Origin of the sequence: Microcoleus sp. BR0-C5 (assembly GCF_036705045.1) — a bacterium.
Classification (GTDB): domain Bacteria; phylum Cyanobacteriota; class Cyanobacteriia; order Cyanobacteriales; family Microcoleaceae; genus Microcoleus.
The window spans coordinates 38,367-50,541 of record NZ_JAUBTR010000051.1 but is presented as its reverse complement, the minus strand read 5'-3'; the positions used below and the strand labels follow the sequence as shown (position 1 = coordinate 50,541).

Here is a 12,175-nt window from a genome sequence, read left to right as displayed (position 1 = left end):
GGCTAAGTTTTAGTCTGAGATTGACAAAAAGCGCTCCTAGAAATAGGGGCGCTTTTTGTTTGGGGAAAAATATTTTTATCGACCTGTTTCTATCCGTTAAATCCCTTAAATCCGTTACCCCCCTTACCTCCGTTACATCCATCCGTTGCCTTCCTTCTTGCTTTTTACTTATTTTTTCTTCCTTTATTCTTTAATTTTTTATGATTACTATAGAATATAGCCACTAGGCCGATCGAGATACTGTGACATACTCCACGGGCGAAATCTTATATTATGGTCTAGGATTCCAATAGTCGGATTCAGAATATGTTGGGCTTGCTATAAAGTGTTCGCTAGCAGCAATGCAATTGTGTCAATTCCAGAATCTAACCATAGACAAATGTAGCTGATCGGGAGTCGCTCCTCACCGTCCCAAGCGCTCTATCTGTAAGGAGAATTTGTATTATGAAAGATGGACAAGAAGTACGCCGCGTCTCCACAGCCGTCATTGCCGGTGTTTGCGGGTTGGCTTTACTGACGGGAGGGGGCATTGCCTGGTGGACCGCGAATCGTTCGCCAACCCCCGCAGATACGCCGTCTTCTGCTCAGACTACGGCTCCGCCGCTTTCCCCAATTCCTGCGGAATCTCCTGCTGTAGTTATCCCCGTACCCCCTCCAAATCCTGTACAAGTGCCACAGGTTCAGACGCCACAGGTTCAGACGCCGCAGGTTCAGACGCCTAACGCTCTGATCCCAAAGTCGCCGCAGCCAAAGCCTTTGCCGCAGACTGATGTCCAGACGGTGCAAGTCTACTGGGTTAAAGATGCCAGCGGCAAATTTGAGGGAGTTCCTACGAAAGTAGCTGTCAAACAAGCTGACAAGCCTGATGTAGCTTTACAAGCTGCTTTTAACAGTTTGTTGGCTGGGCCGAAGGATGCAACTGTTTCTAGCGAAATTCCTAATGGGACAAAACTCAGGGGTTTGAGTGTTAAGAATGACGGAGTTTATGTCGATTTGTCGGCAGAATTTACTTCGGGGGGAGGAAGCAATTCGATGACTGGCCGGTTAGGGCAAGTTATCTATACGGCTACGAGTTTACAACCGAATACCAAGGTTTGGATTTCGGTGGAAGGGAAGCCTTTAGAACTTTTAGGTGGCGAAGGTTTGGAGGTGGCTCAGCCGAGTACCCGCCAAAGTTTTGACAAAAATTTTCCCCTTTAGTAATTATGAGTCATTAGTTACAAGTGATTAGTCATCGGTCTCAAGGCCGAGAATAGGAATTGATAACTGATGACTCATGACTGAGGATTGAGGATTGAGGATTGAGGACTGGCAACTAATTTTCAGTGCTTCGTAGTTAGGCTAAATGCTCGAAAGTGTAGGGCTTGCTGTTCGATCCGGCTGGCAAGCCGATCGCACACCATATTACACAGCTCAAAAATCAACTCGTCTTGCACCTTATAATAAGCTGAAGTCCCTTCACTCCGGCGAGTGAGGATACCAGCTTGGAGCATGAGTTTTAGGTGCTTAGAAACATTGGCTTGACTCGTTTGAGTAGCTTCCACCAATTCTTGCACGCATTTTTCGCCGTCGCGAAGCAAGTTCAAAATTCGTAAACGCATGGGTTCGCTCAAAATACTGAAATACTCAGCAACTTGTTGCACAACCTCTTGCGGGACAGGCTGGGATGACTTCATCAAACTCACCGGAGAGAAGTGATCGGGAAATATTAGCATTTATTCTGTCCATAACAATAAAGTAATCCTTCAATCCGGATTAATTCGCATCAACACTTGACCGTATTCGACAGGTTCGCCATTTTGAACTAAAATTTCCATCACTTGACCGGAGACTTCATCAGCATCGATCTCGTTCATCAGCTTCATCGCTTCGATAATACAGACTGTCTGGCCGACCTTGATGCGATCGCCCACATTTACAAAAGGCGGCTCGTCAGGAGCAGCAGCGCGATAAAAGGTTCCTACCATCGGCGAGATAATTGGCACCCATTTCGTATCTACAGAAGCAGGTACGGCAGCAGGTGCGGCGACAGGGGCGACGGGTACAGGGGCAGCCAGATCCGCTGCTAAATTTTGGTCAACAGCAGGAGGTGACGCTAAGGTGGGGCTAGGAACCGCGCCCAAGGCGATCGGAGCGACACTCGCCACAGCAGCAGGGAGCGCTGCAGAGGTGGCTGGTGAACTTGCCAGAATGCCTTTGCGTACTGTCAGTTCAATATCCCCACTTTTTAAGGTGAGTTCCGAAATGCCAGTTTTGTCTAATACAGTTAGCAGGTCACAAAGCTGGTTTAAGTCTAGTTGCACAGCAGATTCAAGGGTAATTGAGAATTGAAAATTGAGAATTGAAAATTGAGAATTCAGAATCCGGCGAAGCTAGGAGAATTCACCGAGTTTGGAGGCAAAAGGGATAGTTTTTAAGCTGTGAGCGATGAGTATTGAATTTTGACTTCTTTAACTCATAACTCAGAACTAAAAACTAAAAACTCCCTTTTATTCCCTCGTTTCTATTCTCGGCCGAGGTACTTGTCTTCACGAGTATCAATCCGAATCCGTTCTCCAATGGAAATAAATAGAGGCACCATAACCTGAGCTCCGGTGGAGACGATCGCGGGTTTGCTGCCACCAGTGGCAGTATCTCCTTTGACTCCGGGATCGGTTTGCAGCACTTCCAAGACGACAGAGTTGGGCAGTTCCACTTCCATGATTTGGTCGTTCCAGCGCAGGATGCTGACTTCCATCCCTTCACTGAGGTACTTGACACGATCGCCTATTTGCTTGGCATTGAGGCGACTTTCCTCGTAAGTTTCCATATCCATAAAGACGAACTCGTCGCCCTCTTTATAGGTATGCTGCATCACACTCTTTTCCAGGTTGGCTTGAGGCATAGTCTCGCCCGCCCGGAAGGTTTGTTCTACTACGTTTCCGGTTTGGACGTTTTTTAATTTTGTCCGCACGAAAGCCGAGCCTTTTCCTGGCTTGACGTGGAGGAATTCGATAACCCGCCACACGCCGTTATTCCATTCAATTGAAACACCTGGTCGAAAGTCGTTACTGGAAATCATATAAATTTTTGCGGGCAATCCCGTCGCCTTGGCGGCACGGGGGAACTACAGTCAGTCGATTTTAGATTTTAGATTTTAGATTTTAGATTTACTCCACAGATGAATTTGGGAGATTGAACCTTGGTCTAAAATTTTGATCTCTCCACGACAGGAGTCTGGGGATTGTATCCGTTTTTGAGCGGGTCAGGTTAAAGTCGCAGTCTAGCTGACGGCATCAAAAAGCAATTGGCATTTTATTTTACCGTTCAAAGGGAGCAAGTGCTGTACGGAAATGTTAATGGCAGTGGGCAGTGGGCTGTTGTCAGTTGACTATCAAGCATCCAGGATGCAAGCCCCCGGATTCATCCGTCCAGAAATAAAAAACCTGTATCCGATAAAGGAGCCCCCGAATTTATCTCGCGCAAGTCAATCTAAAATCTAAAATCTAAAATCTAAAATCGATTGACTGTTGGCTGTTGTGTCAACCCCACTTCCCCTGCCGAACGAACAGACACTTTAGATGGGTAGCAGCAAAGGCGGGCGGGCAGCGCTGTGGGAAGATAAGAGAGGCAATAAAAGTTAAAGTTATGTTGCATTGGCCTAATTTCTCGATCGATACGTGCAAGCGCTGGGTCAAAACCGTCGCTTTAGCACTCTTGCTGTTCACTCTCGGACTGAGTTTCAGTCCAGTCTCCCATGCCAAACGCCCCAGCAGCAGTATGCCTGCGGGGAATGCGATTACGGACGGCCGGGCGCTGCTGCGCTTCGCTTTACCTATTGACAATCAGACTGTACGAGATTTGCAAATCAGTCTCGAAGACATTGGCAACCACATACGGTCTAAACGTTGGGGGCCTATTAGTAGCGATGTCAGCAAGGCTTCCAGGATTCTCAACCTTCGGGAATCTGACCTTTTAGAGAGTATTCCCGACGCCAAAAAGCCGGAAGCTGAGGCGCTAGTTGCAGGAGTCAAGGAGAAAGTTGCTCAACTGGAAAAGGCTGTTGAGGCTAAAGACAGGGACAAAGTGATTGATTTGAAAGCCACCATCCTAGGTTCCGTAGGCGAAATCGAAGAGTTGATGGTGACAAAGTTTCCTTTTGAAGTGCCTGCCAAGTATGCTAATCTGCCTCAACTGAAAGGGCGCGCTACTGTGGCTGTACAAACTGAAAAAGGGGAAATTACTGTTGTGCTTGACGGCTACAGCGCCCCGGTTACGGCTGGTAATTTTGTGGATTTAGTCGATCGAGGTTTTTATGACGGTTTGCCGTTTATTCGATCGGAAGAATCCTACGTTTTGCAAACGGGAGATCCCGAAGGCAAGGAAGAGGGTTTTATTGACCCAGCTACTGGCAAATACCGGAATATACCGCTAGAAGTGCTCGTTAGGGAGGAAAAAGAACCTATTTACGGGATTACTCTAGAAGATGCGGGGCGCTACCGCGACGAACCTGTTTTGCCTTTTTCTGCTTTCGGTACAGTGGCTATGGCCCGTACAGAAACTGACCCTGATAGCGCTTCTTCTCAGTTTTTCTTTTTCTTGTTTGAACCTGAACTCACGCCCGCTGGCCTGAATCTGTTGGACGGCCGCTATGCTGTTTTTGGTTACATGATTGAAGGAAAAGAAGTTTTGGAGCAACTGAAGCAGGGAGACAAGATTGTATCTGCTAAGGTAGTTAAAGGAATCGAAAATTTGGTGCGACCTCAAGTTTAACTAATGACGGCGATTGAAATCGCTTTTACACCAAAGTGACGGCGATTGAAATCGCTTTTACAGAAACAAAGCCCGCCTGCGCGGGCTGAAAAAATCAATAGTGACAGGCATTGAAATCTTTTCTAAATAAAGGTAACGGCGATTGAAATCAGTTTTACACAGACAAAGCCCGCCGGAATCAGGCTGGAAGAAGAGATAATTTTTATAGTTTCGTTATTAAAATTAGGAATTCCATCGAAAATATGGCTATTTTACAATTTTTATTGGTAATGGGTTTGGGCGGATTCGCAGGCTTATTGATTGTAAAAAATGTGAATGAAAACAAGCAAAAGCAGCGGTTGGATGAGGCTTTTTATCAGTTGTTGGAAACTCAAAACAGTCAAATTTCGCTGATTCAACTGGCGGCTAGTGCTAGGGTTGAGGCAGAAGTGGCTCAGCAGTATTTAACTCGGCAAGTTAAGATTTTTTCGGCGGTTTTAGAGGTAGATGATGAAGGGGATACTTTTTATAGGTTTCCTAGGTTGCGCTTGCCGCCGAGTTCGGGTAAGGAATGGTAATACAGTTGACAGTTGACAGTTGACAGTTGACAGTTGACAGTTGTTAGTTGTCATTGGTTTAGGAATTACGCACCAATAACGTGCTACAGGTAAGATACCTGTTCCATAATACATTGAGTTTATTGTAGGATGGGCATCTTGCCCGCCCGCATCTCACTAAAAAATCCTTTTTAATGCTGATTAAAGATATCGGTGAACAAGGCCTTTTAAGGATATTGCAAAAATTCTGCCCCGCAGAGATAGTGGGTGATGATTGCGCTGTCATGGCTACAAATCCCAACCAATCTCTGGCTATCACTACAGATATGTTGGTGGATGGAGTGCATTTTAGCGATCGCACTACGGGGCCTTATTACGCAGGATGGCGCGCCGCAGCCGCAAATTTGTCGGATCTGGCCGCTATGGGAGCAAGGCCTCTGGCGGTGACTTTAGCCCTCGCTGTGACGGCGGATACGGCTGTGCTGTGGGTGGAAGAGTTTTATCGCGGGATGACGGCTTGCTTGCAAGAATATGATACGCCGATCGTCGGTGGGGATGTTGTGCGATCGCCCGTGGTGACTGTGGCGATTACTGCTTTTGGGGAGGTTGAGTGCGCTCGTACCATTAGTCGGTCAAATGCGCGATCGGATTGGGCGATTGTCGCGACTGGCGTGCACGGAGCCTCCCGCGCGGGATTAGAATTGCTGTTAAATCCAGAATTCGGGCAAAATCTGGAAAAGGTCGATCGGGCTTCTTTAATTCTCGCTCACCAGCGGCCTAAACCGCGGCTGGATGTTTTGCCGATTGTTTGGGAGATTTTAGATTCTGCGGGTGAGTTTTCCATCGCCGGAATGGACAGCAGCGACGGTTTAGCTGATGCGATTATTCAAATTTGTCGGGCTAGCGGTGTTGGCGCAAAAGTCGATCGCCCGAAAATACCAATTCCCGATATTTTTAGCGAAATTGTATCAACCGAAAAAGCTTTAGATTGGGCATTATACGGCGGGGAAGATTTCGAGTTAGTGCTGTTTTTGCCGATTGCCCATGCTAATTTATTGGTGGAACGAATCGGTGATGGTGCTGCGATTGTGGGAATTGCTACGGATAGCACCGATATTTGGTTGACTGATAGCAGCGGCATTTGTCCTGATATTGTATTAAAGCTCGATCGAGGATTTCAACACTTTTGAATTATCTCTTAGCCGGCGGAGTCAGAAACCGGGTTTTTTGGGAAAATCATTCGTTGTAGCGCACAAATTAGGGAAAAACCCGGTTTCTTTGGCCTTGATGGGTAATGGTTGAGTTTTATTCTTGTTCAGTGGGCGATCGCACTTCGGCCGCTTCCTGTAACATATCATTAACTGGTGGACTTTGGGCATCGGACAATCTCCGAGGTTCCGACTTACGCCGAAACCATCTGTACTGATTGATTTTCCACGCACCATTAATCCAGCCTACCAATCCAGAAACCACGATTACAGCCAAGAGACTCCACAACAGACTAGCTACAGCCGGATGAATGCGATCGCCATTTTGAGGTATTCTGAACACTATCTCTCTCTCTACATAATTCGCAACCGCAGACACCACAAGGCCTCCAGCCCCTAATCCAGTACCGAGTATTTGAATGGTTCTTTCTAGGGAGCGATCGATTTCTGCTTGTTCAATATCTACAATCCCCGCCACCAAATCCACCGCAATCTTAATCAAATCAGTGCCATGTTTGAAATATCCTAAATCACCCTGAATTTGTTTCTGAAAATACGGAGAATTTCTATCAATAAAAAACTTGAATGTTGTTAAATTTTCGGGTGAGGCTTGCCATTTATCACAGATTTGAGCTAGCTTTTCCTGATAATTGTAAACATGAATATTAATCGTATTATTAAAATCTTCCAGAGATTCTAATACTCTTTCATAATCCAAACTTTCTCGAAGTAACTGTTTGAGTGTGCTTTTCAGAGAGGTTAAAGACTCATCTGTATTAACATTTTCCTGGGAAGCAACATCATTGTTCGATTCAAAATGAGCGATTTTTGTTTCTAAGTTAGCGATTATCCCCTCAATTTTTGCATATAGTCCCTTGAGTAAATCATAATTTTTGCGACTATCAATAAAAGCTGTGGTGATTTTATGGCGATAATAAAACAGTTCAAATAAAGGTTGAAGAATTTGCCCTAATTTTTCCTCAATCTCATCGTCAACCAGATAAACAAACACTTGTAGTTGACTTTTGAGCGAACTGTACTCAAAAATTGGAGAACCCAGTAACTGAGTATCGCGGTAAAAAGGTGGATGCACAGATGTTTCTGGGAACAGATTCTTTAAACATTTATCCGCAACTTCGCGGAGGTATTTTTTAGTGGGAGGTTGATAGGTTTGTAATTTGTAGGTAATAAAAATAGTCTGTCCCAGCCAATCTTCATAACTCTCAGCAAGCATGAGATTATTAACATTAAAAATTTTTAATGCTGCGATATCTATATCTTTATTTTCATCCGTTTCTGGGCTGCCAATTCTTGCTAAAATGCCTTCGCTATCATCCAGAAGGCAAAACTTAAAGGAACCATCAATTTTATTTGAATGCGAGAATTTTTTGACTTTAGTGAGGGGATAACCGAGGTTGGCTTGGGAAAAGATTAGCTCTTTTTCGTGGCTGAAATGTTGCCAGATATTATTAGCCCAAGTCCAGATAGATTTGACTTCGGTTTTGCTTTCGCGGCTGAGTTGGTAGCTGTAAATGTAGATTTGGGGATGGTCAATTTTTAGCATTTGCTTTGTCAATGCGTTTTTTCAAGCTTGCTTCTAGTTTTTTGATATCGGGATATGTATTGATGAGTGTTTCATAACCGGGCGTGACTTCTGCTTCGGCATCATCGAGATTTATTCTGGTCAGACTTTTAATTTCATCTCTCAACACTATAAACTGTTGATAGAGTGCATTAATAGCCTTTTCTACAGTATCGTTATCAGCACCAGATTCTGCCAAGGGCAGGATTTTGGTGAGTAATTGTTCGATAAAATCGGGAGTAAGAATTGTGGGCGCGGTGGTAATCGCGTTGTATATTTGGCACAAAATATCGACTTCATTCATAAATTTACCTCACTTTGGTTGAATTCTGGCCTGTTGATTGATGATTGTATGATAATTCCAACTGCTGTAGGGGCGGGTTAGCCGAAATATTTGACACCCAGCGATGGATTGTAAAAACCCGCCCCACCACACCTAAAAATTTGGATTACCATCCTATTGTACAGATAGATTGTACGTTATATCCTAGCCGGGGCGGGTTTATGAAATCTCTGGTTTTCATCAGAGATGGTTGGTGAACCCGCCCCTACAACATTTGCACATTCAGATTATAACCCTATGGCACAAAACGCTCCCCAATGATAAACATCGCCGTAGGGTTGTTCATCATCATTGTAGCCTTTTAATTCCTTGAGTATGGGTTTTTTGCGATCGGCATCAAAGCTATCGGATTCCTTTACCCATGTTAGCAAATCTGGAGTGGTGGCAGACTTAAACCAGCGCTGGGTATCGTGGAGGGCTTTACCGATGCTAACTCCAGGTTGTAGCAATTCATAGAATTTTACCATGATCAAGGCGGTGGAGAGGTCGTTGACAGCCCAAAGACTGGCTAGGGTTCCCATTGCTCCGGCGTGGATAAATCCTGTCGGTAATCCAATATAATCGGAGCGATTTTTGGTGTCAATGAGGGCGGTTTCGCAGGCGGAAAGCACGACTAGGCGGCAATGTTTGAATTGCAATAGCAAGATGTCTGCTAATGTTAGACAATTGTTAATATCGGCTGTTTTGCCTTCGCGCCATTCCACGTAACGATCCGATTCATCTAAATCCGATCCCCCTAAATCCGATCCCCCTAAATCCCCCTTAAGAAGGGGGACTTTGACAACTTCTTCCTCTTGCTCCCCCCTTAAGAAGGGGGGCTGGGGGGGATCTCCGGAGATGATACCCCCAGACAAAATCAAAAACGATTTTAGCGGATCGTCGGGATTAAAGGAGCCGTGACAGGAAAAGTGCGCGCAGTGGGCGTTTTCTAACTGTTCTAGATAGTTTTCTAGGAGATTTCTTTTACTCGCTTCATCGCCGGGGAGTATTTGACTAATGGCGAATTTGGGGGCGATGCTGGCGACTTCCAAATCGGTGTAGCGCAAATCTGATGTGGGGTTTTGCAGGGCGAGGAGTTGGTCGAAATTTGGGTAGGTGGTAATCTGTTGCAGGAGTTGGCAACTGGGGGCGTATTGAATGCCTTCGAGGTATTTATCTAATAAGAATTCGCCGTCATTTAGGGGTAGGGCGTGGAGGGGGAACAGGTGCAGCAACCAGTGGGGAATTAGGATTAAGCGGGTACTTGATGGCGGCAGAATTGTGGTGATTTCGAGGATGTCTGCGAGGCGCTGGAGATAGGTAGCAAGTTGTTTTTGCCAGTGGGTTTTGCTTTGTTTGTAGGCTTCCCGGTATTCAGCAACTAAATCGGTTAATTCATCCCAGTGACGATTGCGGTGCACTGTCAGCACGTCGGGGTATGTGACGACAAAGGTGATGATTTCTGCGTCGGTGATGTACCACTCAATGATGGCGGTGTTTGGGGTGAGGAGTTGGGTGATTTCGCTGAAGGTGATGGGTGCTAGGGTTTTGGGGATTTCCTGTTTCTGGGCGATTAGTTCGGCAAGGTTGCGGGCTTTGTTGACTTCGGCATATAAGAGTGCTTCTTGGTTGCTTTGGCGATCGAGACATACTTGCACCATGCCTCTGTAGAGTTTATCCCACTGCAAGTCATGTTTTTGTTTGGTTTCATTCCCCGATTCCAAATTCCGCAGTTGGGCGGCTCCGGCTATGGCATTTTTAAAAGTATCGTAGGCAGTTTGGAGAGTTGCTGCTTTTTGGTTTGTGTCTTCTGGTTTTTCTTGGTTGATGTAGTTTAGTTTGTCAAGATAAGCCCAGCCCAAGTTATTTAATGTTTCTACATTATTGATCGGGAAATCCTCAATGGTACGAACAGTTAAAGCTGCCTCATAAAACTCGATCGCCCGTTCCAGATTTTCGGCCCGCGAACCGTTTATCCTGAAATAGTAGGCATTACCTAGGTTATTTTGAGTCATTGCCCAATCTTCAGGGAAATCCTCAAGGGTATAGACAGTTAAAGCTGCCTGATAAAACTTGATCGCCCGTTCCAGATTTTCGGCCCGCGAACCGTTTATCCTGAAATAGTAGGCATTACCTAGGTTATTTTGAGTCATTGCCCAATCTTCAGGGAAATCCTCAAGGGTATAGACAGTTAAAGCTGCCTGATAAAACTTGATCGCCCGTTCCAGATTTTCGGCCCGCGAACCGTTTATCCTGTCACTGTAGGCATTAGCTAGGTTATTTTGAGTCATTGCCCATTTTTCCGGGAAATCCTCAAAGGTATAGACAGTTAAAGCTGCCTGATAAAACTTGATCGCCCGTTCCAGATTTTCGGCCCGCGAACCGTTTATCCTGTCACTGTAGGCATTAGCTAGGTTATTTTGAGTTATTGCCCATTTTTCCGGGAAATCCTCAAAGGTATAGACAGTTAAAGCTGCCTGATAAAACTTGATCGCCCGTTCCAGATTTTCGGCCCGCGAACCGTTTATCCTGTCACTGTAGGCATTAGCTAGGTTATTTTGAGTCCTTGCCCAATATTCAGGGAAATCCTCAAAGGTATAAACTGTTAAAGCAGCGTTATAAAAGCCAATCGCCCGTTCCAGATTTTGGGCGCGCGAACCCTTGATTTTATCAATGTAGGCAAGAGCTAGGTTATTTTGAGTCTCTGCCCATTTTTCAGGGAAATCCTCAAGGGTACGAACTGTTAAAGCAGCGTCATAAAAGGCGATCGCCCGTTCCAGATTTTCGGCCCGCGAACCGTTAATTCTGTATAAGTAGGCATTAGCTAGGTTATTTTGAATCTCTGCCCATTTTTCAGGGAAATCCTCAAGGGTATAAACTGTTAAAACAGCTTCATAAAAGCCGATCGCCCGTTCCAGATTATCCGCCCGCGAACCCTTGATTCTCTCACTGTAGGCAATAGCTAGGTTATTTTGAATCATTGCCCAATTTTCAGGGAAATCCTCAAGGGCATAGACTGTTAAAGCAGCCTCATAAAAGCCGATCGCCCGTTCCAGATTTTGGGCCCGCGAACCGTTTATCCTGAAATAGTAGGCATTAGCTAAGCTATTTTGAGTTTGAGCAAACTTTTCGCTTCCCGGTTGCCGATTATTTAAAACTATTTGATAACCAGTAATGGCAATTTCAATATTATTCGCTCTACTGCCAAGGGGAAAGTTTTTAATATGAATACTCAAATTTACAATGAGGGCGACAATGAACTCAATTGCTTCTGGCTGTTCGGCAATTAAAATCTGTGATGCTTGCTGTAAAGTCTCGGCAAAACGGGCATTGAGGAGATGTTGCCGTTGTTTTAGTATCGGGTAAATTACTTTAATATCGCTATCGCTATCTTGTTCTGCTTGCAATAATTCTTGGATAAATTCTGCATATTCTTGGGGATTTTCACCTTCGGAGTTGACTCGATCGCGGTTTTCATTCATAGGTTATAGTTAATAGTTGATAGCGTTGGCATAATTGCTGTAGGGGCGGGTTCGCCAACCATATTTAATACCCACAAACAATCCCCATAAACCCGCCCCCACCCCACCGAAGAAATTCGATCGCTTGTTTCAAATTTTCCTACAAATGCGATCGGTCGTTTTCCGGTTTTCCCGAAAGTGCGATTCCCTACGGGATAGCTTCGCTTCACGGGAATTTGTCGTTGGGAGGGGGCGGGTTTATTTCAATTGTTGGTACTCATTAGAGATGGTTGGCGAACCCGCCCCTACACAAT

Annotated in this window: 11 protein-coding genes; 4 read left to right on the top strand and 7 right to left on the bottom strand. The window is 45.2% G+C overall.

What is annotated here, in order from left to right:
• Positions 1-444: 444 nt before the first annotated feature.
• Positions 445-1,200 (top strand): GerMN domain-containing protein, encoded by a 756-nt coding sequence (locus QUB08_RS21775; RefSeq protein ID WP_333227015.1) that lies wholly within the window; start codon positions 445-447, stop codon positions 1,198-1,200.
• A gap of 122 nt (positions 1,201-1,322) precedes the next feature.
• On the opposite strand, the gene QUB08_RS21770 is transcribed toward QUB08_RS21775, so the two are convergent.
• From QUB08_RS21770 to efp, 3 genes are all read right to left on the bottom strand, one after another.
• Entirely contained in the window at positions 1,323-1,715 is a 393-nt protein-coding gene (locus QUB08_RS21770; RefSeq protein ID WP_006631662.1) for an ArsR/SmtB family transcription factor, read from the bottom strand.
• Positions 1,716-1,745: 30 nt separating this feature from the next.
• The gene (gene accB / locus QUB08_RS21765) at positions 1,746-2,303 is read right to left on the bottom strand and encodes an acetyl-CoA carboxylase biotin carboxyl carrier protein (RefSeq protein WP_333227013.1); all 558 of its coding nucleotides are present in this window, start codon (positions 2,301-2,303) and stop codon (positions 1,746-1,748) included.
• A 200-nt stretch (positions 2,304-2,503) separates the two neighbouring features.
• The gene (efp, locus tag QUB08_RS21760) at positions 2,504-3,061 is read right to left on the bottom strand and encodes an elongation factor P (RefSeq protein ID WP_333058573.1); all 558 of its coding nucleotides are present in this window, start codon (positions 3,059-3,061) and stop codon (positions 2,504-2,506) included.
• Positions 3,062-3,627: 566 nt separating this feature from the next.
• On the opposite strand from efp, the gene QUB08_RS21755 reads away from it, so the two are divergent.
• The 3 genes from QUB08_RS21755 to thiL all read left to right on the top strand — a co-directional run bounded on the left by QUB08_RS21755 (position 3,628) and on the right by thiL (position 6,478).
• Positions 3,628-4,752, top strand: a complete 1,125-nt coding sequence (locus tag QUB08_RS21755) for a peptidylprolyl isomerase (protein ID WP_333227011.1) — start codon at positions 3,628-3,630, stop codon at positions 4,750-4,752.
• Positions 4,753-4,994: 242 nt separating this feature from the next.
• Entirely contained in the window at positions 4,995-5,309 is a 315-nt protein-coding gene (locus QUB08_RS21750; protein ID WP_333058575.1) for a hypothetical protein, read from the top strand.
• A gap of 173 nt (positions 5,310-5,482) precedes the next feature.
• A complete protein-coding gene (gene thiL, locus QUB08_RS21745) occupies positions 5,483-6,478 on the top strand; it encodes a thiamine-phosphate kinase (protein ID WP_333227009.1) in 996 nt (331 codons plus the stop codon).
• A 115-nt stretch (positions 6,479-6,593) separates the two neighbouring features.
• Here the strand turns inward: thiL and QUB08_RS21740 are convergent, their stop codons facing one another.
• From QUB08_RS21740 to QUB08_RS21725, 4 genes are all read right to left on the bottom strand, one after another.
• Entirely contained in the window at positions 6,594-8,060 is a 1,467-nt protein-coding gene (locus QUB08_RS21740) for a hypothetical protein (protein ID WP_333227007.1), read from the bottom strand.
• The gene (locus QUB08_RS21735) at positions 8,047-8,382 is read right to left on the bottom strand and encodes a hypothetical protein (protein WP_333227005.1); all 336 of its coding nucleotides are present in this window, start codon (positions 8,380-8,382) and stop codon (positions 8,047-8,049) included. Before QUB08_RS21735 ends, QUB08_RS21740 begins: the two co-directional genes overlap by 14 nt.
• Before the next feature lie 266 nt (positions 8,383-8,648).
• The gene (locus QUB08_RS21730; protein WP_333227004.1) at positions 8,649-11,882 is read right to left on the bottom strand and encodes a CHAT domain-containing protein; all 3,234 of its coding nucleotides are present in this window, start codon (positions 11,880-11,882) and stop codon (positions 8,649-8,651) included.
• Entirely contained in the window at positions 11,879-12,091 is a 213-nt protein-coding gene (locus QUB08_RS21725; protein WP_333227002.1) for a hypothetical protein, read from the bottom strand. Before QUB08_RS21725 ends, QUB08_RS21730 begins: the two co-directional genes overlap by 4 nt.
• Positions 12,092-12,175 lie beyond the last annotated feature (84 nt).

Excerpts from the sequence above, each read along its gene's own strand:
- QUB08_RS21770 (WP_006631662.1), bottom strand. The coding sequence starts at position 1,715 with ATGCTAATATTTCCCGATCACTTCTCTCCGGTGAGTTTGATGAAGTCA.
- QUB08_RS21750 (WP_333058575.1), top strand. The coding sequence starts at position 4,995 with ATGGCTATTTTACAATTTTTATTGGTAATGGGTTTGGGCGGATTCGCA.
- QUB08_RS21730 (WP_333227004.1), bottom strand. The coding sequence starts at position 11,882 with ATGAATGAAAACCGCGATCGAGTCAACTCCGAAGGTGAAAATCCCCAA.
- thiL (WP_333227009.1), top strand. The coding sequence starts at position 5,483 with ATGCTGATTAAAGATATCGGTGAACAAGGCCTTTTAAGGATATTGCAA.
- QUB08_RS21775 (WP_333227015.1), top strand. The coding sequence starts at position 445 with ATGAAAGATGGACAAGAAGTACGCCGCGTCTCCACAGCCGTCATTGCC.
- QUB08_RS21735 (WP_333227005.1), bottom strand. The coding sequence starts at position 8,382 with ATGAATGAAGTCGATATTTTGTGCCAAATATACAACGCGATTACCACC.
- efp (WP_333058573.1), bottom strand. The coding sequence starts at position 3,061 with ATGATTTCCAGTAACGACTTTCGACCAGGTGTTTCAATTGAATGGAAT.
- QUB08_RS21755 (WP_333227011.1), top strand. The coding sequence starts at position 3,628 with ATGTTGCATTGGCCTAATTTCTCGATCGATACGTGCAAGCGCTGGGTC.
- QUB08_RS21740 (WP_333227007.1), bottom strand. The coding sequence starts at position 8,060 with ATGCTAAAAATTGACCATCCCCAAATCTACATTTACAGCTACCAACTC.